Source organism: Alicyclobacillus acidocaldarius subsp. acidocaldarius Tc-4-1 (assembly GCF_000219875.1).
Lineage (GTDB): Bacteria > Bacillota > Bacilli > Alicyclobacillales > Alicyclobacillaceae > Alicyclobacillus > Alicyclobacillus acidocaldarius_A.
Genome location: NC_017167.1, coordinates 1,656,559 through 1,674,683 on the forward strand (window position 1 = coordinate 1,656,559; position 18,125 = coordinate 1,674,683).

Consider the following 18,125-nt stretch of genomic DNA (forward strand, 5'->3'; position numbering starts at 1 on the left):
TCCATCTTGATTTGAGTCGAGTATACTTCCGTCATCCTCTGCTGTCAACATGTGTTTGTTCTTGATAAAAGAGAGGAACCTCGCCTCGGACCCATAGCCCTGTCGCGATACGACGCAGACGGTCGCTCCCGAGCGTATCGAGAAACTGGCGGAAGCGTCCTTCTGTTCCTTCGGCCAGCGCATCCGAGCTGTCACCCCGGAACAGCGCCGGAAGACGCTCAGCGCCGGGCATGTGTTTGCGCAGATACGCTGCCTGCATCATCGTGGCGTTCGCCAACTGGATCTGGCGTTGGATGATGATCGGGTCCAATGAGCCATTCGGGTATCGGAATTCCACCGTTGGGACGTTGTGCTCCACGAACTTGGCCGTGTTGATGATCTTGTATCGGTCTTCGTGCCAACGGTAACCAATCAACTTGCGCGAAGCCGACATCGCGGTGTCATTGCGGCGCAGTTGACGAAGGTCGCGCAGGCGCAGCGGTCCTGCGTAACGCAAACCGCGATGTACGGTGGCATAATGACGATCGCTCGCCGCCCCCATCTTGTAGTACTCGTTCCCGAACCAGTAGATGTAGCGGGCAAGCCGCTGCCAGCGATAACCCCGGTCGTCGAGGATCGAGTGGCTCATATGAATGTGCAGGCCGGTGTGCCTGTCCGTTGTAGCACCGAGTTGATGCGCGATGTCAGTGATTTTTCGAAGAGTCTCCCACGTCTCTGGCGTGTCACGAAGTGGCGGTGAGACGATCTCGCCACCACCTTCCAGGCTGCCGTCATACTTGACAACCCAGCCTGTCGATTCACTCACGCGAGAGCTGTACGATTGTTGGTTCCGTTGCGTTGAGAATCCGTAAGCGTACAGTTCGCGCGCCAGCTCTTCGCGATTGACGTTCTCCACTTCGAGTTCGATCCCAAAGGTGAGACCCGACCCATCCAGCACGTTCTCCGTCTCGTACGCTCCGAGCCCCTCCAGCGTCCGGGCATGGTCTCGGAATGCTTGCCACCGCGCGTCGTCCCGGCTCATGTACACGCCGTCGTGGCGGTGCAGTTCGTGCCAGGCGTAGAGCGCACGGTCTCGCTCATTGTCCCACGCGACCTCGCCGTCGACGATATGGGTCAGGATCGTCGGCGCGGCGGACACGCGGCTCGTGGTCTCGAGCGGCACCTCGGAGCTCGTCTCCGTCCTCATCGCTTCTGCGACGCGCTGGCGCTCGGCTTCGGACTGCTCGGCCATCCGGCGTTCGGAAGCGAATCGGTTGTAGCCCTCCATGTGTCGGCACACCCGATGTCGATGCTGGTGATCCGGGCACGAACACGCGACGGCCACGGCGCCCGTGCGGTCGGTCGTCACGACGTACTCGCGGCCCGACTCGGAGTGCACCTGCACGGCGGCGTCCGCGAAGTGGTGGAACTCGAGCACCTCGTCCTGTTCACGCGTCCTGCTGAACTGGTCTGCGATCATGCCGCTGTACGTTGCAACGCTGGGCTGCCTGCGAATGCGAGCGAGAAACCGGGCCTTCGCGTTCGCAATGGCCATCTCGTTCACGCCGACCATTTCGTCGCGACGACGCGCCCACGACTGACGAATGCGCTCGGCAGTCTGCGCGGAGATCGCAGCAATGAACTCGGCCACGTGCTTAGCGCAGACAGGGCCGGTGCCGCGTGCGACGGACACAGGGTGCGTGAGACGTCTGCTGCAAACGGCGCAGGTGGTCATAAAAAAACCCCTCCTTCATGTAAGGGAGGGGTGGAAGGCAAATGGCGGATGTTTCGTCCCATCAGTTCGCAACAATCTGTCCATCAGGCAGGCGAATGAAGGATTGCAATTTGGCAAGCGCGTCGACGGTGGGGCGAAGCTTGATACGAACCCCTTTCTCTTCAAGATAGGCCGCAACAACCCAAGCATATGCGAGGGGCTTCTGCCGCATGTTGTTTTGACCGCAGATGAGGAAAATCAAAGTATCCTCTGCCTCGGCCAGTGACCTGTGCAATAGGAAGTATATCCTTTGTTAAATTTGTATGGAGTTTCACTTTGATTTCAACCCCGAGGTTTGAATACTCCCAAAGCGGCACCACTTCGCATTCTTGGATTCCAGGTTTTTCACGAAGCCAGGCGTCTATTTTTCGAAACAACTCGGTTGTGTTAAATTGGTATGAATCATACATCATTTAAGTTCACCCCCCTTGATGGGCCGTCGCCTGCTCATATACAGCAGGAATTTTTAAAAACGAATGTCTAAATTAGCCTTCTGTATGAAGATGGACAGAATCTTTTTTTGGAAAAGAACATTGACGTCAACGGCCAATAATGAACTTCGAAATCGACCATCTAAAGTAAATGAACGGATTTCTTCAGTGGAATGGAACGTTTTCTTTGAAAAAGTTGAACCAAAACGCTGATTCTCTTTTACACGTAGGATTTGATAAAGAAGGAACGCCGTTCTTCGTAAAGGCGAGGGAATCTGGAAATTACATTTACATTGAATGTTGTTCACCACATTTTAACTACGCACCAAGGGCTGTACGCGCTGATCTTCGTTATAACCAGGAAGATCAGCGCGCAGGGAGACTGTACATGATGCTTATTGATGTTCCCATTCAACACATCAGCAAAATTGGGAAAACGAAGAACAGCGCCAGCGGCAAATATCGTATTACTCAAAATATGGATTTGATTTTATTCGTGACCCCGAGTTGCGTAAGACATACCTCCGTCTTGATCTCCGAAAAGGGATTGAGCCGACAGATTAGTTCGACCCGCGGTTGATGATACGGACATTGTGCCGCCGCTTCCTGCACATACAGGCATATCAGCCATGTGTAGGCGAGGACTTCCATCTCGTCCATACGTCTTGAGTTTTCGCGGGCGTTCCAGTCTTCGCCGAGCTACGATCATGTGAAGACGTTCCGTAGGTTCGGGGCCATTATCAGGCATCAAGTCCACCACAAACTCTTTGTATGGCGTCTGTCGGAAACGGTGATACACGACTTTCCCTAGCACACACCACGAATCCGAAATAGGTTCGCGAGCTTCGATCCAAGCACTGAGGGTATCGAACACAATTTCTGGGTTGAACGGGATTTCAGGTGGCATGTGTGATATCACAAAACAAAAAATCCCCCCTTCACATCAAGGAGGGGTGGAAGGCAAAAAGGGCATTCCATTTTACTAGATGGCATCCGTCTTTCTTACCCTATTCATCAGAACCGCATACATGATATACTCGTCAAAATCCCATAACCAACCGGCCGCCATCATGTCACTGAACGTCTCACGTTTCTCATGGAACCATCCCAAGAATCCCTTGCACCCGTTATAAACACCATGTTGGATAGCGTGGTTGATCGCGTCCAGTGTATTCACGCCATATCGAGATATGAAGTGATTCCGATATGGATGTTCAAAAGCATTGAACAGTTCACAAATCGCCAATAAATACCCGCCTGGTCGAACATTTTCATACAATCGGTCCAGCACCATTCGTGATGCAAGATCAGACAGGTACTGTATTTCTGTGTGAATTTTATGCACTGGATAGCGATGATCTCGCAACCAAACCCTACCGTTCTGCTCTTCGCTGAGCAAATAGGGTGCTACAAGTTGAGTAAACAAGGGAAGAATGATAACCGCATCGAACATTTCATCTACGCTTTGTACGGAACGACGAAATTTCTTTCGGGCTTGCTTGAACGCACGAAGAATCTCTTGCGTATCTCCCTGGGCAAATACTGCTTTGATGGATTCAAGCGTATCATTCCATCCCAAAATGTCCATTTGTATGATATTTGCTTTTTTGAAGCAACATGGGTTCCCGGTCTTCAATTGCTCGACGTGTTGCTTCAGCGTCGATGTCGATGAATGTGACAACGACCTCATGCTCGTTGAACACGTGTAAATCGAGATCGTAGCAATTACCGGATCCGACGACTAAGATTCGCTTGATGTCAGAGAGACTTAATAGCTCGCGGATGTATTTGGCTAATATGGAACGGTGTTTTTCCCATCGTGTAAACGTTTCGGCATCTTCTACAAAGGATTTGTTCATGCGCTCATAGAATTCTTGCAGTCTCATCCGTTCTTCCTCGACTAGCTTTTGAACTTCTTCGACAACGCTTCGACATTCTCCAACTATCAAGCCATGGATGCACACGTTTCGCTGCTCAGTCGCCGAAAAAGGGATGATAGTATGATTCGACACGGGCATATGATTTCCTCCTCGTATGCTTCATCGTTTAGGGATGATCCAATGATTCGACATGTGCATGCTCACTCCTGAGTACGTCCCGGTTCACCCAAATCGCTCGACAAATGTCGCCCAATCCATGGTCCCCACACGCACGGTGTCCCGCTGAAGCAAGCGCATGAGTTTCGGGACGCGCTTCACGCGCCAGTTGTAGACGTTATAAAGCCAGAGAAAGATGAGGCCCATTTGGTCACGCCAGAACTGTACCGGCTCTTCGTGTTGCTGGAACCCGTCCCGGGTGTAGTCAATCCAGAGACTGTACCCGCGCACTTCGCGGATGTCCGTCCGACCGCTCTGCGCCAGTTTTTGGTATGCCCGCAGGCGTTCTCGCTGAAACTTGTCTCTGTCCATCCAATACCAAGGCCACCATGAGGACGGCGCATGGTGCATCACGGCTACGCCATCCTCAACGGTTACGGTGTAATGCCGTGTCAACCGTGTAGAAGTTCGCACCGGTGTATAAGATTTGCCTTTTCCAATATCAAACTTCCATCACCTCGCCGATTCGCCAGATCCACCACGTGCAACCGATGAGAATGATCAACACAATCCAAAATCCGTCTCGAGCAAAGGGGGTCATATACTGGTGTACCCGCGGATATGCCAAGCCGAACATCGACACCATGAGTCCCGCGTAGATCAATCCGTTGCGGCGGCCCGCCAACGTCTTGGCCCGAAGGACTCGCCGCTTGTCTTCGTCGCGTTCGATCTGATCTCGAAACCTCAGCCACAGTTTGGCCCGATCAGCCTGATACTTCGTAGCGACTGCCGTTGCGTGAGCTAACTGAATGAGTTCTTGGATGCCCCATCGTTCTGCCGCCAACACAAACGCTTCTTCCGGCGTGATACGAAGTCCGCGCCAACTTTGAGTCATAAGTTGGAATTCTCTTCGAAGCGTTGGATGACGCGCAATCTGAGTCACGTCCATCAACGCCTCGTCAAAGCGATCCGTCGCGCGAAGCGTAGTGATGATGATGGGCATGGCTTCTCGAACAAATACTTGGAGAAACTGATATTTTCTCTTCTTGGCGCGAGATCGGATAAAGAGCACGGTGACGAGAATCGTGAGTCCAAGGCTTACGGGCACACCAAACCACGCCGATTGTTCCGCCAAGCTCAGTGCGACAGCCCCCACGATAAAACCGCTCACAGCGATCATGAGCACAGGAGGCAGACGCAGACCTGCCTCCTGTGCCTCTCGCTTAAGTTGCTGAATCGCTTGAGCACTTTTCCAACGCGATGTTCGATCGTGATAACGTTCCCGAATCGAAGCCAGCCACAGCGCTTCCTCTTGTGCGCGGCGCAGGTCGGCTTCTAACAAAAAAACAAAGCATGGCCAACGCCACAAGAATGCCAACGATTTGTCCAGTCATGGTTGCCCTCCCTCCGTCATAAGTAGACGTATTGCACGTTCGGGGTTTCGAGGATCGGCAACTCGGAGATCGTATGGCCATGAAGCGCAGCTTCTTCAGCCATTTGTTCAGTTATTCCGTGGAACACCCAACTATCCGTTCGCGGATCCCACTTCGCAAGGGTCACGTAGGGGATGCGCTGTTCACGCGGCTCATACGGCAGGACTTCCGCAATTTCCACGACACGCTTGCCTCCGCGCTCCGGCACTGAGCGCATGCTGATAATGTGCCGTACACTCATGGAAATCAGGTCCCCCACCATCGCAGTCGATGGCCTGGATTCGTGACTCGAAAGCAACGCTGCCATTCGCCGAATCGCTGCGCCAGCGTTTGCGAATCCGGCCACATGAAGGGTTGTTGCCGTCTGATACGTCACCGTCGCCGCGGCTTGGAAGAACTCCCACAATACGATGCTCGTTCGAACCTCACCGATATAAACGTTGTCGAACATCATCCGCAGCGTGTTGACGATCTGTTGCGCCATGCGTACCGCACCGCGACCTTCCGCATTCGGCGCTCGTTCATACAACCTTGCCGCCCAAGCGCACAGAGGCTGGAGTTCAGGCATTTCCTCAATAACGCAACTCATTCGATCGGGCGGAATCAATCCCAAAAGCGCAGCCATCAGCGTCGACTTGGATGAACCGGTGCCACCCACCACCACAAACGATCTCGCCAAGCGCTGCATCCACTGAAAGAACAGATAGATTTTCTCGTCGAAGACGTGCAGCGAGAGAAGTTCCTGCAACGTGAAATTCCGAAGCGGTTTACGAATCGTCACGATCAAACAATCCTTCTCCAGCCGACGCCCGTCCTCGTCTTCTGGCAGTGTCCATCCTGCAGGTCCGCCCACCACATGCATCCGATACCCGTCCGGAAGAATGGCGTCCGTAGATGGATTGGTCATGTCAAATCGATAATTTGTTCCTGACAACTTTTTCTGAACAAAAGTCAATACTTCTTCGTTATCCATGTACCCCTCAGTGGATATGTATCTCTTGCCTTCCTTGATGTAGAAGGTGAAATGTTCTCCGTAAATTTGAATGTCCGAAACGAGCGGATCATCGATCAGATGTTGGATTTTACCATACGAGTACATATCGTTGAGCGCCATGGTAATGACATACTCACGATAGTTGGGAGGGATCCCGAGCTCGCCCGCAATCTTGCCCAAATACGCGTAGGCCGCGCGACGAGGCGGCAAGTCCCGCCACCATTCCTGGCGCCGACGGATTTCGGCCATCAGCTTTTTGTGATGTTCGCTCGCTTCACGATAAAAGTCATCACGTGGATCTTCTTTCAACATTTGTTCCATTTGCGTTTGGACGCGCTCAATTTCTTGGAGATTCGGCATTCATGACCCTCCTCGCATCATAAAGGGCGGCCATATCCTAGCCGCCCTTCTATGTATGGGTTACTTGGCATGCACGGAATGCTGTCTAGAAGAAGATTGCCTCGTTGGAGATTTCGTCGTTGACGGTGGTGCCACAGGAGCTGTGGGATTGGAAGTTACAGTGACGTTTGGCCCATTTGTCGCACTGGTCGCATTGGTGGCCGGCATCGACTGTGGAGCGTTGGGAGCGACAGACGATGCGCTGTTTGTCGTTGATGGGAGCGTCATTCCCGTCGGGTAGAGCACAACCTGGGCATTACCCGCCAGAACGGCGCTGGCCACTACCGGATATTCGCTCATAGGCACGAACAGATAGAGTACTTTGGAAGATGATGAGTTTCCTCCGAACGTCGAGTTGTTGCTTGTTTGCGGTTCCAACACCGACAGTACATAGACCGGATAAAGCTGAGGCGTTGCATTTTGCCCCTGCGGTGTCACCGTGAGCGCGATCATTTGCCCGGGCTCTACCAGATTGGCGAGTGCGGAATTGGCGGTGAAGTTCATGACCACACCCTGCGTGTGATGGATCGACACATATTGATTGAGCAGGGCTTGCAGGTCGTTGGTATTCGCAACCATGTTCACACTAATGGGCTCATCCGGCACCGTGGAGACGGACAAGTAGTGTCCAGCCAATTGCGAGGGTGAGATATTTAAAAGGCCGGCCTGTTTCGCAAAACGACGCGGCACGGCGATCGTCGTCAGTTCATTGGGCTCGACTGGCGTATCTGCGGGAATGTATGTGTTGGCGGCGATCACCGGCACCGTAGCGGTTGTCAGTCGATAACCTGCCGCAAAAAGCACGCCTGCTGCCAACGCAAGTCCTACGCCCGTCAGTAGAAACGCACTACGCTTCATGCGATTTCGCCTCCTTCGTCGAAATGGAGAGTGTTTGAATCAACTGATGAATGCGAGCATTCGTTTTGCGAGAACCTAACGGCGTCAATCCTTGTTGCACGCGCTGGTAAAGCGTGTCATCTTCATGGACGATGGCCGCAACCCGAAAGCCAATCTCCTTCTGCAAAAATGCACTGATGGCTGCGGCTTTTCGCGGACGCTCACGCACGCGATTCAACACCAGATACACAGGACGCTCACTCATGTGCAGGAACGCGCGCAAATCGGTCCACGTGGTACGATCCGCCGTCGTTACGCCCAGCACCCGATCGGCTTCGCGCATTGCCACCACGGTCGACATCAGGTGCCCAGCATGGGTATCCAGAATCAGCGCATCCGCATACAGTCCCACGAGATGAATCAGTCGTGCCACGCCGTCTTTGCTTAATCCGAGCGGACGATCTCCCTTGGGAATCAACCACCATCCTGCGGGTGTCCGCAACATGTTTTGCTCTAGCTCAGGATCAGTCAAGACGTCTGGGAGTGTTTCGAAACGGTCTGCGGTCACCGTGCGTTCCACACGAAATAGATTGGCCAGGTTTCCATACGGGTCGAGTTCCGCGACCACGATCCGCTTTCCCCGTGCGACCATCGCATTGGCAAGCAGCACTGCCATGGTAGTTTTTCCGACACCCCCCTTGACCCCTGTCACGCAAATGACGGTGGCTCTGCGAGGCGTTGGCGCAGGTGGTTGAAAGGGCTTGGATTCCACATACGCTGTGTACGTCGTTTTTCGGCGTTGACTCACGAGACTCGCCAAGGTCGTTGGATTCTCGGTATTCACCTCGCGTTCCCAACGACGTGCATACTCCACCGCAGGCGGATAGGGCACCACGTCGTCGTATCCCTGTTGCCGCAAGCCTTCAAATTGCTCGGGCGCCAACGTATCCAGTGTGCAGTAAAGTGTTGACAGGCCCAACGTGTTCTTGACGTGTTGCACGGTAGCTGGGTTCCATCCTCCGAGAAAGAGCGCCAATTTCCCCTCAGCCCAGGTGTTCGGGATCTCCTCTTCCTTTGTGGCAATCTTCACTTGGACACCTTGTTTTTCCAAGTATTTTCGCAATCGCTCCGCACGCACCGGATCGTGGTCACACACGAGCCACATCGCGAATCACGCTCCACAAGGTCTCAAATTTGTGTCGCCATATCGGATCGCGTTGGGTGAGGGGTTCCCCGACCATGGCGCACGTCGCTTGCCGCATATCCCATGGCAACACAAGCGAAGGTTGAAATTCGCGTGGAAAAATCCACGGCACGCCTGTTTCTTCGTAACCGATTAGCACCAAGAAAGTCGGTCTTTCTGAATGACGAACAGCTTGCAGTGCTCTGTGAATCCTCGCCAAATCGGGGGTGACGCCATAGACTACGACCTCTGGTGTCACGTCGGGTTCCTCATGATCCACACAGACCAATAGAGGCTGAGGTTGTAGGCGCTTCACATCCAGCCATTGTTCGTATACACGCACATGGCGATTCCACACGCGATACGGCGCACGTGGATCAGCGTAAATCACACTCGGTTCAACGGCACCCGCCAGATTCCATGCCAGGAAGCTTTTCGCGAAGCCCGCAAACCCTACGATTCTCATGACACTGCCCCCAGCGGGATCGGTCGTCCATATAAGAATCCCTGCCCATATTCCACACCGAGTTCCACGAGCCACGATTCTTGTTCTGGCATTTCAACACGCTCCACAATGAAACGCGCGCCTAAGCGACGGGCCATTGCAATGAGCATTGGAAAAAAGTCCAACAGCTCCTCGCTCCATGTGGCTTTGATCCACTCGGGACGAAGGACACTCCACCTTGAGAATCCGTTGTAACCTGTGCCCAGATCGTCCAGAGCCACTTCGAGCCCACGTTTTCGGAAGGGTTCCAAATATGCCGCGGCCGCCTCCACATCGAGGCGGCCGCGTTCTGTGATTTCAAGCACCAACCCGCGCAGTGAATCTCTGTGATCAAAGGGGAGAGAACGCGCGTTTAAGAGCTCCGAAGTGACGTTGACGAAGACGTAGTCCTGACGCTCCTGCGCAAGTTTTCGCGCCGTATGCACAATGTATCGGTCCAACTCCCCCAACAATCCGGCTTGGGCTACGAGATTCAACGTATCCCGCGGATGCGCGATGAGCAATTCGTGTCCGACACATGTGCGCTGAGGAATGCGCACGATGGGCTGAAGGCGCATGGTCATGGCGTGCCTCCCCCTTCGCGCGTCAAGCCATACAAGCGATAGCCCTCAGCATTGGCGAGTTGGGGATCGGGCACAACGTAGACCCGTGGAAAGATTTGCTGGAGAACACTCTGAGCCAGACGGTATCCTCCACCAGCCAGAAACACCGTGTGAATACGTTTCATCGCATCCGCCCCCAGATGTTCTTGGATGCGCCGCGCGATGAGCTGCCCCATGCGCTCCATGTGTCGAGATCGTTCAGGTTCGATGGATACAACCCGTCCCCCGTAGTAAACTTCTCCATGTGTGTAAAGTTCATCGTAGATGGGATCGGAAAGTGGAGGGGTTTCCCCCGTTCGCTGACGAAAGATCCCGGCGAGCGCCAAATATAAATCGTGAACGCCGACGTCCACCGAATCCGACAAGCGGCTGATGAGTCGCAACTCGGGTTTGGTCTCGAATGTGACAAACCCCGTGGTACGCGTGCCTACATCCACCAGCAAGAGATAGCCTCCTTGGTCGATCCACGCAGGATTCCGTAACTCGAGCGTGGTCGGGTCGAGCAACGTCCCGATCATCGCCCCCATTGCCTGCGGGATCACGCGCACGCTTTGCGGCGCGACCTCCATAGTTCGATCCTGCACGGTCACTCGTCCGCGCAGGTGCAGCAGGCGCTCCTTCAACGCTTCCCGTTGCGATTCGAAGTGCGCGAGCGGCAGACCTGTCACGACATGCAGCGGCTCTCCTTCCTGCCCCAGGAGTGCGAGTGTCACCAGCCACAGGGCTTCCGTATCCCCGTCCTCGTACTTCTTCGTCGCGAGATTCAGCGCCGTCACGCCCTCACGCCTCGCCAATTCCCCCACAAACACTCGCCGAGTTCCTGAAGCTGTCTCTATGAATGCTTCGTACTCCGGCGATTGGAACAAGTCCGCCATGATGAGCTCATGCGCATCGCAAACCACCGCGGGGAAGCGTACCTGACGCTCCCCGTTCGTGGCTTTGATCCACCCGTACCCCAGATCCACACCCACAATCATCGGTTTCTCCCCTCTCATCACGCATCAGGACACGCTCGTTGGAACCCACGAGTAGACCGGCTGCGAAACGTATTGGGTCTGTTGGATGTAAACGGTCTGGCACTCTTGCTCTGTGGTATAAATCGGAATTGAATAGTTATAAACATATGCGTATCCATTACTACCGTAGGAAGTTGTTACATACGTCAGCGATGCATCTTCGGGGCAATAATTGAAGGTAGTTCCTTCAAGCACTCCATTTTGATAGAACGTGTAGTACCCCATCGCGCACTGTCCTGTTTGAGCCCCGGTTTGAACTTGCACATTCTGGCATTGCTCTTCCGGTACCTCAACTGTTTCCGGCACGGTTTGTGTTCCCGTTTGCACGTAATGCCCCGCCGTGACCGTCACGGTGTTGCTTTGCACGGTTTGCGCACTTGCGACGGGTGCAAACGCCAACAGCCACGCTCCACCAATCCATGCACTAAGGACGGCCCGTTTCATGTCTCGCTCCTCCCTTAACCAAATGAGGACTGCATGGCATTAAGCGCGCGCGCCGAACCAACGGCGTTTGGCTTTGACTGCCGAAAACTCAAACACTTCATCCCAAAACGGCTTCATCGCCTGCACAATGCGTTTGCCGTTCAGTCCGCCTCGTTTATCGATCGTGGGATCAAACGGAACCACAGCGCGCACAGTGTAGGGCGTCAGATACTGCCGCATCGCGCGTTCATCCGCACGCGCACGCTTGGACTTGTTGACGAAGGCCGACACCCCCAGACGCGTCTAGGCCCGAGAATGCGAGTTTGTCCGCATGTTCCTGGATTCTGGCTAACTGGTCGACGGCGGGATTGACCACCAGCATGACTTTCGTGGTGTACGGCAACACCGCCTGATGGATCGGCGTCCATCCCTGCGGCATGTCGAGGAGCACCACATCCATCTCTTCGAGACACAGGTTTACCAAGTACTCCGCATCCTCCGGTGACTGAAGCACCACTTCAGGACTTTGGGGCGAGGGAAAGAGATGCAGCCCGGACTCGTGCAATAAACACACCCCATCTCGCACAGCCTCCTCCACCGATCCGCCGCGCCAACCGCGCACATCCTGCGCATCTGTGAAACCAAACTTTTGTGCAATGTCACCATTGACGTCCAAATCAATTACGGCCACGCGTTTGCCTTTTAGCGCCGCGTAGTACGCTGTGTGCGCGCCGAGCGTTGACCTTCCAGCGCCGCCCTTGGGACTGTCAAGCATCAACACTGGAATGACGCGTCTACGCACGGCAGGTCGCGATGTTCGTCGGAGTTCCTCGATGGGATGATGCGGTGGAGATGTTCCCGATGCGCTAGATAACGTCGAACGCTCAGTTTGCGAAACGTTCTCAGTTGTAACCTTGGTCAACACTTCCGGCGATGAAGTTGGCAGTGATGGCGTTGGATTCGAAGCGATAGGTTCCGACGTGGAACTTGTCGAATTCTCCGTTGTGGTTTGCGAAGGAGCCGACGTTTCTGACGATGAATTCCGACGCATGCGCAACTGCTCTTCCCATCGCATCACCGCCGCCAGATCAAATGGTGGCGTGAATTCGTAAATGGGCACCTGCGGTACACGCTGTCGGACAGCTTCCGTGACGCCCAATCTGGCGTCGACGACAATGCCTTCCACGTACCCTGTGGCCACGTACCGTCGCAACTCGCTCATCGCCGTCACGAGTCGCACATCCAGGATCCCGTCGCACTGCTCCAAGATCCCTTCTGCGCCACTTGCACAAAGGAGTGCCAGCATGCGCCTTCGTCACCTCCTCATTCGTCTAACACGAATCCAGAGAATTCCGGTCTATGGTCCTCGTCATCGCCTGCGTCGTCATCCATGACGAATCCCTGCTGCTCCTCGGCGCTTTCATCACCGTCACCTTCGTTCACGGTGACGTCCAAACGGATGTTGTGCTCGTACTGGTCGATGGCCAGCCACAACTCCCACAACCCGGATGCGAACGCGGCATGCTTGGCAGCGACCGGCACCCCGGTGGTCATGGCCTCGTAGGCTGCCGCGCCAAAGTCCGGAATGACCATATGCGCTTCGGACCCGACTTCGAGCCCATAGGGAACGCGGTTCACCACGAGCCAATACGTTTCATCTTTGACGACGGGTAAAGCTTTCGCGGGATCACAGTCCTGCACCAGGATCACCGCGTCCGCATCAGGCACTTCCGTTGTGGTGTCGGAGGTGTCGATCACCCAGACCTCTCCTCCATCCGCCTCCGTGGTACCGAACACCATGTCGCGATAAGGTGGCGAAATCCATGTCGCGAGAGGACTGGCGTTCGACACGCTGACCAGCTTGGCTTTCACGCCTCGAGACACCAACACGTGAAACAAGTTCCAGGCCAAAAACGTTCCACCCGCCTGACGGCTGGAGACCACCTGTACCTTGAACGGCGCAGGTGTGTATCGCACCGGTGGCGAATCCAGGTCGCGCACCAAAAAAGCCAACACTTGAGATGCCGTGAGTCGATTCAGGACGGGAACCACCATGATGCGATCATCTGGGAGTCCCAGTTGCCGCGCTTTCTTCGCGATTTGTTGCGTGCCCGCCACAAGCTTCACTGGCACCTTGGCCTGCAAAGCCGCCTTCGCGTGCGCTAACTGTGTGACCAAAGCGAGATCGGCCCCATCGGGCGTCTCCACCCATTCCACGCCAGGAAGCGTGGAATGAATCCACGCTTCCGCAGCGGTATCCCCTAAAGCCAAGTACACCTTCATCAATTCACACGTCCTTTCAAAGTGCGAGACGGCAGAAACGTCACCGTCGCTTTTTCTGGAACCTCCATGATTTCACCTGTGTGTGGATGTCGAACATGACGAGGAGCTCGCACAACATAGCGAAACTTGCCAAGAGGAGGCAACCACACGTCTTCGCCTGCCTGAAGTCGCTCCGCGACCACTTCACAGAGCGAATTGAGTGCTTGCCACACCTGCTTGTGTTTCATTCCCGTCCGTACTGCGATTTCTGCGACGAGTTCCGATTTATTCATGATTCATCCTCCCCATGAGATGAAGGCTTGGCATGCAAAATAAAAAAGCCGCCCGTCGGCGGCTCAGTTGGTATTGAGATACGCGATGAACTGGTTGGTCGCGCCCTGCGCCAAGGTGTACGTCGTCGTCAAAGTCTGTTGCGAAGATGGCCCCGCAATCGTCTGACCTGTCGTGACATCCACAATGGACAAGGTCTGGTTGGACGCAAGCGGCGCATTCGCCTGGGCTGTGAGCGTCACGCTCGTGTTGCCCGGCGCGTTCGAAACCGGCGTCGCTGTAAGAGTTACGGACGTTGCGCCTTGCACTTGCACTGTTGTGGTCGAACTTTGACCATAGACCGACGCTGTGATCGTGTATGTACCTGCTGTCGTTGCTGAAAACGTCGTAGACCACTGCCCTTGTGCATTGGTCGTGACGTTCGTCGCCGCCAGATTGCCTCCACTGGCCTGAAGCGTCACAGGAACATTCGCCACGCCGCTGCCATTCGCCGTGACCTGACCGCTCACCGTGACCGTCTGGCCAATATTCGCAGGTGATGGAGACGCTTGAATACTGACTTGGAAGGCTTCCCACGTAATCTGGACGGGTGACGACGACTGAATCGGCGCCCCTCCAGGCGTACCCAGATAGAGCACATAGGTATGTGTTCCCGGCGTTTGTTGGCTCACATTGGTCGAAATCGACTGTCCGCTGCCGCCTGTTATCCATTGCCCCGTCGTTTCATCGTAGATTCCCAACTCGTATCCGTTTGTGGATTCGCTTGCGTTGCCTGTCAACGTGGCAGATTGCCCAGCTAACACTTCCGTCGGTGTTCCGGTGAGCGTTAGCGTCATGCCTATGACGCCGGTCTCGATGACGTTCACATTGCCATTATTCACGCTAACGGTGTACGCCGTGCCGTGCTTCCCCCATAGGGTATATCCTGCCCGATCTAGTTCTTGCGTGACTTGGGAAGTGCCATTCGCCGCCAACACCCAATAAGCGGCAACACCTGCAAAGCTCATGGTCATCACGGCGATCATGATCAACAGGCGAGGCGGCATGTTTTCGGGTCCCGCTCGTCTCCAGCGCCAGGTTTTCAACTTTGCCACCTCCCGTGTTATGGTCGTACAACGACCAGAAATATGGCGGTTGTCAACGCGGTCCCAAAAAAGAAATAGAAGCCAAGCGGCGCCAGGTCTCGTTCTTCCGTTGAAACATGAGGCCCTGCAAGCACTGACCATAAAGGACGAGACACCAGTGCAGCGACAAGCCCGATCAATAACGGGACAAGGGCCAACAGACCTAGTCCTACGCCCATCAACCCCACCATTTCAGCATCGCCGAGCGCATGGCCATGATCCACGCACCACCAAAGGGCACCAAGTCCGATGCCAAACAGGCACATGGACAACAGGAGCCACCAGGCGGCATGGAGCCACGCAGCGTCTGCAATGAGCATGAAGACCGTGAATGCGATCAGTCCCGTTTCGCTTACACGTCGGTACAGAATATCCGTCACCGCGCAGAAAGCCAAAAGCAACGTCATGGCGCAGGCATTGAATTCTAGCAGAACCAATTCAGTTCGCAACGCAGCATCACTCCGGCCTTTCTTCGCATTGATACTTCACGATTCTTTACCAGTGAATCAATGGATGATCTACAATGATTCAACGGCGTTTCACTCTTCAAACGTTTCCTGTCCTTCAATAAAGAACTGCACACAGAGAGGATTTTCTTGCATTTTAGACCAGATCAACTCCATGCTCTTTTGCCGTGTTTCGTTCTTGGTCACCCATACGACATGACGAAAGGACTCGTCCAGATCGGAAAGATTGGTGATATACATCTGGTATTTACGCCATAATTGCCTTGACGTTTCCGTCGCATTGTCGAATTCAATCCACCAAAATCCCCTGGATGTGCGAAGCGCAGCATCCGGGCGTATCGATGTAACACGCAAATCCGCGTCTGTTGCACCAGTTGCGAGTTTCCGTAAGAACCAAAGTTCGTCCGTGGCTTCACGAGTGTTGAACCATCGCACGCCATCGAATCCGTGCTTTCGTACATAGCGCATTAGTATGGAATTCAGTCCTAACGCGTGGTTCCACAGCGCATCCATCGTTACGGGTTTCCCTTCAATACCCAGCATCTGATGGACGTATCGCACCCCCGGTTCTGTAAGCACATACGCATAGGAGGAGCGGTTGCGCGTCCATCCTCCACGAAGGAGCGGCTCGGGATGAAGATTTCGTACTCGATGTACGTATTTTCTTAGGAGTCCTTCGTTCCAATCCAGCAAGAATGCGACATCCGAACGCAGGATCACGCCCGCATCAAACACTACACCCAAAAGCTTCTGTTCCGGTGGAAACTCGCTATTTCGCCACTCCAGAATCAATCCAGATCCCACCTCTTTAAGAAGTCTGTCACGGGGTTGCTCGGGATCTCAGGTGTCTTGAGCGATTGTGGTTGTTCAACTGCCATAGTGAGTCCTTGCGCTTGCAATATGGCGGCAACTTCATTCGCGACGCGTGTCGCCAACTCGTCTATGTGAAGGTGATCCCACTCAAAAGGCGAGCGATCCAATCCGCGACGCAGTGCCGCCTCGATCGCTCGCGAGCGATGACGGGTCGGGAGACTTTGTATCCACGCAATCAAAGTCGGATCCCGGATATAGATGTGAAGCGTGTAAGGCTTCACATGCCAAATCTGTGGTTCTTCAGGCATCATCGTTCCTTCCTCGCTTAGTGAAGAGATGTAAGGCAAAAAGGGCTTTACGTGCACCTGATCCTGTGCAAACATTTTTCTCGTACCCGACGAAGAACCGGTGAATCTGAAATCAGATCGACAATAAGAAATACCCCCCAAATGAAAACGTTACACATGAAGAGGTATTCGAAACAAAAAAGCACTTGATTGATGGGACATGAAGAAGACAATAAAGCCAAAGGTAATCCTGATGCTTGTATCATTAAAAAACCGATGAACATATTTGCCGAGTTGAACCATCTTTTTTTGGCGTCGCCAATCCACAAAACCGCACCCAATATCGCCCAGGCCAGGTTTTCTAGCCATGTGAGTTTGAAAATCCACGCCGATATTTCTATATCCTGTTTCACAATCCATGACCAATGATACGCAAGGCGGAAGAGGGTTTCGTCGATGAGAAATACGCACGTCGAAGCAACCATTAAAAAACAACTGTTGATAATTACGCCAAGCAACGGATCAGAACACGCAACACTTTTGATTGAATTCCACTTATTTCTTTTCATACTTTCTGCCTCCTGTGCTTTTGCCCTAGCAACCATTCTTAATTGGTTTCTTCATCTCAGAAAACAAGGAATGCCTTTTTCGTCTATATTCAACATATTCAGTTATCGAATGCTTTACGTTCGCTTTTTCGTTCGCTATCGACGAACTAAAACATCGCGGATTCGCATGCTCCTGATGGATTCTGAAGCCACCCTAGAAACTTTCAGATCTGTTTCCTTTGCCTCGATTGTATTTGGATTAATTGGAACTTTCTTTCTAAATACAATTCCTTCGTCAGATAACACGATCCCTGTTGTGGAAGGAATGATATTCGGTTTTGTCACTTCCTTCGCAAGCACCTTTACATATCCAATCATTGTTAAACAACACGTCCTCAAACGAATTCTCGAACTTCGTAGTAAACGGTCGCTAAGCACATGAGCTCTTTGTGTTATGACGATTTGTACGGCAAAACGCCGCACCTTCCGGTACGGCGTTTCACCCGTAAAGTTCTTCTGCGCTAAGACCTCGTGACACGCGACGTTTCGATTTGGAGATTTTCGCCTCGTCGTCAGGCCAGTATCCGTGTTCCAAATAGAAGTTCAACCGCTCTTCCGCTTCATGGGCGGGACGCCCAAATTCCTTCTGCAACTCATACCCGAACGCACGAAGTTCTTCATATCGTTTGCGAAGCGCGGGCTTGTCGAAGAAATTCACGAC

At 53.6% G+C, this 18,125-nt stretch carries 25 protein-coding genes; 4 read left to right on the forward strand and 21 right to left on the reverse strand.

Features of this window, described 5'->3' with window-relative positions:
* Nucleotides 1–31: 31 nt before the first annotated feature.
* Nucleotides 32–1,714 (reverse strand): amidoligase family protein, encoded by a 1,683-nt coding sequence (locus TC41_RS07920; protein WP_041695202.1) that lies wholly within the window; start codon nucleotides 1,712–1,714, stop codon nucleotides 32–34.
* Between TC41_RS07920 and TC41_RS16485 the strand changes: the two genes are divergently transcribed.
* Both TC41_RS16485 and TC41_RS16220 read left to right on the forward strand, forming a co-directional pair.
* Nucleotides 1,680–1,979: a hypothetical protein gene (locus TC41_RS16485; protein WP_148260141.1), complete on the forward strand. Its 300-nt coding sequence runs from the start codon at nucleotides 1,680–1,682 to the stop codon at nucleotides 1,977–1,979. The genes TC41_RS07920 and TC41_RS16485 overlap by 35 nt on opposite strands.
* A 356-nt stretch (nucleotides 1,980–2,335) precedes the next feature.
* Nucleotides 2,336–2,764, forward strand: coding sequence for a hypothetical protein (locus TC41_RS16220; protein ID WP_148260142.1), 429 nt, complete (start codon nucleotides 2,336–2,338; stop codon nucleotides 2,762–2,764).
* A 402-nt stretch (nucleotides 2,765–3,166) separates the two neighbouring features.
* Here TC41_RS16220 and TC41_RS16225 read toward each other — a convergent pair whose 3' ends face one another.
* The 19 genes from TC41_RS16225 to TC41_RS08010 all read right to left on the reverse strand — a co-directional run bounded on the left by TC41_RS16225 (nucleotide 3,167) and on the right by TC41_RS08010 (nucleotide 16,952).
* Entirely contained in the window at nucleotides 3,167–3,772 is a 606-nt protein-coding gene (locus TC41_RS16225) for a hypothetical protein (protein ID WP_148260143.1), read from the reverse strand.
* Nucleotides 3,750–4,202, reverse strand: a complete 453-nt coding sequence (locus tag TC41_RS07935) for a hypothetical protein (RefSeq protein ID WP_041695205.1) — start codon at nucleotides 4,200–4,202, stop codon at nucleotides 3,750–3,752. The genes TC41_RS16225 and TC41_RS07935 overlap by 23 nt, the downstream gene beginning before the upstream one ends.
* 84 nt (nucleotides 4,203–4,286) lie before the next feature.
* Entirely contained in the window at nucleotides 4,287–4,634 is a 348-nt protein-coding gene (locus TC41_RS07940; protein WP_193352796.1) for a hypothetical protein, read from the reverse strand.
* A gap of 88 nt (nucleotides 4,635–4,722) precedes the next feature.
* Complete coding sequence (locus TC41_RS07945) at nucleotides 4,723–5,562, reverse strand: type II secretion system F family protein (protein WP_237699857.1); 840 nt, start codon at nucleotides 5,560–5,562, stop codon at nucleotides 4,723–4,725.
* 68 nt (nucleotides 5,563–5,630) lie between these two features.
* On the reverse strand, nucleotides 5,631–7,007 hold the full coding sequence (locus TC41_RS07950) for a CpaF family protein (protein WP_014464509.1): 1,377 nt from the start codon (nucleotides 7,005–7,007) through the stop codon (nucleotides 5,631–5,633).
* Nucleotides 7,008–7,067: 60 nt separating this feature from the next.
* On the reverse strand, nucleotides 7,068–7,904 hold the full coding sequence (locus TC41_RS15765) for a hypothetical protein (RefSeq protein ID WP_193352797.1): 837 nt from the start codon (nucleotides 7,902–7,904) through the stop codon (nucleotides 7,068–7,070).
* Nucleotides 7,894–8,883, reverse strand: coding sequence for a MinD/ParA family ATP-binding protein (locus TC41_RS07955; RefSeq protein ID WP_237699858.1), 990 nt, complete (start codon nucleotides 8,881–8,883; stop codon nucleotides 7,894–7,896). Before TC41_RS07955 ends, TC41_RS15765 begins: the two co-directional genes overlap by 11 nt.
* Before the next feature lie 148 nt (nucleotides 8,884–9,031).
* Complete coding sequence (locus tag TC41_RS07960; RefSeq protein ID WP_014464512.1) at nucleotides 9,032–9,532, reverse strand: hypothetical protein; 501 nt, start codon at nucleotides 9,530–9,532, stop codon at nucleotides 9,032–9,034.
* The gene (locus TC41_RS07965; RefSeq protein WP_014464513.1) at nucleotides 9,529–10,134 is read right to left on the reverse strand and encodes an EAL domain-containing protein; all 606 of its coding nucleotides are present in this window, start codon (nucleotides 10,132–10,134) and stop codon (nucleotides 9,529–9,531) included. Before TC41_RS07965 ends, TC41_RS07960 begins: the two co-directional genes overlap by 4 nt.
* The gene (locus TC41_RS07970) at nucleotides 10,131–11,150 is read right to left on the reverse strand and encodes a ParM/StbA family protein (RefSeq protein ID WP_193352798.1); all 1,020 of its coding nucleotides are present in this window, start codon (nucleotides 11,148–11,150) and stop codon (nucleotides 10,131–10,133) included. Before TC41_RS07970 ends, TC41_RS07965 begins: the two co-directional genes overlap by 4 nt.
* Nucleotides 11,151–11,174: 24 nt before the next feature.
* Entirely contained in the window at nucleotides 11,175–11,633 is a 459-nt protein-coding gene (locus tag TC41_RS07975; RefSeq protein ID WP_041695206.1) for a hypothetical protein, read from the reverse strand.
* A 39-nt stretch (nucleotides 11,634–11,672) separates the two neighbouring features.
* Nucleotides 11,673–11,852 (reverse strand): hypothetical protein, encoded by a 180-nt coding sequence (locus tag TC41_RS16815; RefSeq protein ID WP_081462257.1) that lies wholly within the window; start codon nucleotides 11,850–11,852, stop codon nucleotides 11,673–11,675.
* A gap of 7 nt (nucleotides 11,853–11,859) precedes the next feature.
* Nucleotides 11,860–12,918, reverse strand: a complete 1,059-nt coding sequence (locus tag TC41_RS07980) for an AAA family ATPase (protein ID WP_014464516.1) — start codon at nucleotides 12,916–12,918, stop codon at nucleotides 11,860–11,862.
* 17 nt (nucleotides 12,919–12,935) lie between these two features.
* Nucleotides 12,936–13,895: a hypothetical protein gene (locus TC41_RS07985; protein ID WP_014464517.1), complete on the reverse strand. Its 960-nt coding sequence runs from the start codon at nucleotides 13,893–13,895 to the stop codon at nucleotides 12,936–12,938.
* On the reverse strand, nucleotides 13,895–14,167 hold the full coding sequence (locus TC41_RS07990; RefSeq protein WP_014464518.1) for an HU family DNA-binding protein: 273 nt from the start codon (nucleotides 14,165–14,167) through the stop codon (nucleotides 13,895–13,897). The genes TC41_RS07985 and TC41_RS07990 overlap by 1 nt, the downstream gene beginning before the upstream one ends.
* Before the next feature lie 63 nt (nucleotides 14,168–14,230).
* Complete coding sequence (locus tag TC41_RS07995; protein ID WP_014464519.1) at nucleotides 14,231–15,259, reverse strand: Ig-like domain-containing protein; 1,029 nt, start codon at nucleotides 15,257–15,259, stop codon at nucleotides 14,231–14,233.
* 8 nt (nucleotides 15,260–15,267) lie between these two features.
* Nucleotides 15,268–15,738 carry a hypothetical protein gene (locus TC41_RS08000; protein ID WP_041695208.1) on the reverse strand — a complete coding sequence of 157 codons (471 nt, stop codon included), beginning with the start codon at nucleotides 15,736–15,738 and terminating at the stop codon, nucleotides 15,268–15,270.
* Between the two features lie 90 nt (nucleotides 15,739–15,828).
* Nucleotides 15,829–16,548, reverse strand: a complete 720-nt coding sequence (locus tag TC41_RS08005; protein ID WP_014464520.1) for a replication-relaxation family protein — start codon at nucleotides 16,546–16,548, stop codon at nucleotides 15,829–15,831.
* Nucleotides 16,545–16,952, reverse strand: coding sequence for a hypothetical protein (locus TC41_RS08010; protein WP_014464521.1), 408 nt, complete (start codon nucleotides 16,950–16,952; stop codon nucleotides 16,545–16,547). The genes TC41_RS08005 and TC41_RS08010 overlap by 4 nt, the downstream gene beginning before the upstream one ends.
* A 114-nt stretch (nucleotides 16,953–17,066) precedes the next feature.
* On the opposite strand from TC41_RS08010, the gene TC41_RS16415 reads away from it, so the two are divergent.
* Both TC41_RS16415 and TC41_RS16420 read left to right on the forward strand, forming a co-directional pair.
* Complete coding sequence (locus TC41_RS16415; RefSeq protein WP_158306722.1) at nucleotides 17,067–17,285, forward strand: hypothetical protein; 219 nt, start codon at nucleotides 17,067–17,069, stop codon at nucleotides 17,283–17,285.
* Between the two features lie 27 nt (nucleotides 17,286–17,312).
* On the forward strand, nucleotides 17,313–17,846 hold the full coding sequence (locus TC41_RS16420; protein WP_158306723.1) for a hypothetical protein: 534 nt from the start codon (nucleotides 17,313–17,315) through the stop codon (nucleotides 17,844–17,846).
* A 57-nt stretch (nucleotides 17,847–17,903) separates the two neighbouring features.
* Here the strand turns inward: TC41_RS16420 and TC41_RS16820 are convergent, their stop codons facing one another.
* Nucleotides 17,904–18,122, reverse strand: coding sequence for a hypothetical protein (locus TC41_RS16820; RefSeq protein ID WP_237699859.1), 219 nt, complete (start codon nucleotides 18,120–18,122; stop codon nucleotides 17,904–17,906).
* Nucleotides 18,123–18,125: the final 3 nt, after the last annotated feature.

Excerpts from the sequence above, each read along its gene's own strand:
- TC41_RS16225 (WP_148260143.1), bottom strand. The coding sequence starts at position 3,772 with ATGGACATTTTGGGATGGAATGATACGCTTGAATCCATCAAAGCAGTA.
- TC41_RS07975 (WP_041695206.1), bottom strand. The coding sequence starts at position 11,633 with ATGAAACGGGCCGTCCTTAGTGCATGGATTGGTGGAGCGTGGCTGTTG.
- TC41_RS07980 (WP_014464516.1), bottom strand. The coding sequence starts at position 12,918 with ATGCTGGCACTCCTTTGTGCAAGTGGCGCAGAAGGGATCTTGGAGCAG.
- TC41_RS07990 (WP_014464518.1), bottom strand. The coding sequence starts at position 14,167 with ATGAATAAATCGGAACTCGTCGCAGAAATCGCAGTACGGACGGGAATG.
- TC41_RS16815 (WP_081462257.1), bottom strand. The coding sequence starts at position 11,852 with ATGCGGCAGTATCTGACGCCCTACACTGTGCGCGCTGTGGTTCCGTTT.
- TC41_RS07935 (WP_041695205.1), bottom strand. The coding sequence starts at position 4,202 with ATGCCCGTGTCGAATCATACTATCATCCCTTTTTCGGCGACTGAGCAG.
- TC41_RS07985 (WP_014464517.1), bottom strand. The coding sequence starts at position 13,895 with ATGAAGGTGTACTTGGCTTTAGGGGATACCGCTGCGGAAGCGTGGATT.
- TC41_RS15765 (WP_193352797.1), bottom strand. The coding sequence starts at position 7,904 with ATGAAGCGTAGTGCGTTTCTACTGACGGGCGTAGGACTTGCGTTGGCA.
- TC41_RS16220 (WP_148260142.1), top strand. The coding sequence starts at position 2,336 with ATGAACGGATTTCTTCAGTGGAATGGAACGTTTTCTTTGAAAAAGTTG.
- TC41_RS07950 (WP_014464509.1), bottom strand. The coding sequence starts at position 7,007 with ATGCCGAATCTCCAAGAAATTGAGCGCGTCCAAACGCAAATGGAACAA.
- TC41_RS07960 (WP_014464512.1), bottom strand. The coding sequence starts at position 9,532 with ATGAGAATCGTAGGGTTTGCGGGCTTCGCGAAAAGCTTCCTGGCATGG.
- TC41_RS07965 (WP_014464513.1), bottom strand. The coding sequence starts at position 10,134 with ATGACCATGCGCCTTCAGCCCATCGTGCGCATTCCTCAGCGCACATGT.
- TC41_RS07920 (WP_041695202.1), bottom strand. The coding sequence starts at position 1,714 with ATGACCACCTGCGCCGTTTGCAGCAGACGTCTCACGCACCCTGTGTCC.
- TC41_RS16420 (WP_158306723.1), top strand. The coding sequence starts at position 17,313 with ATGAGAAATACGCACGTCGAAGCAACCATTAAAAAACAACTGTTGATA.
- TC41_RS07970 (WP_193352798.1), bottom strand. The coding sequence starts at position 11,150 with ATGATTGTGGGTGTGGATCTGGGGTACGGGTGGATCAAAGCCACGAAC.
- TC41_RS08010 (WP_014464521.1), bottom strand. The coding sequence starts at position 16,952 with ATGTTTGCACAGGATCAGGTGCACGTAAAGCCCTTTTTGCCTTACATC.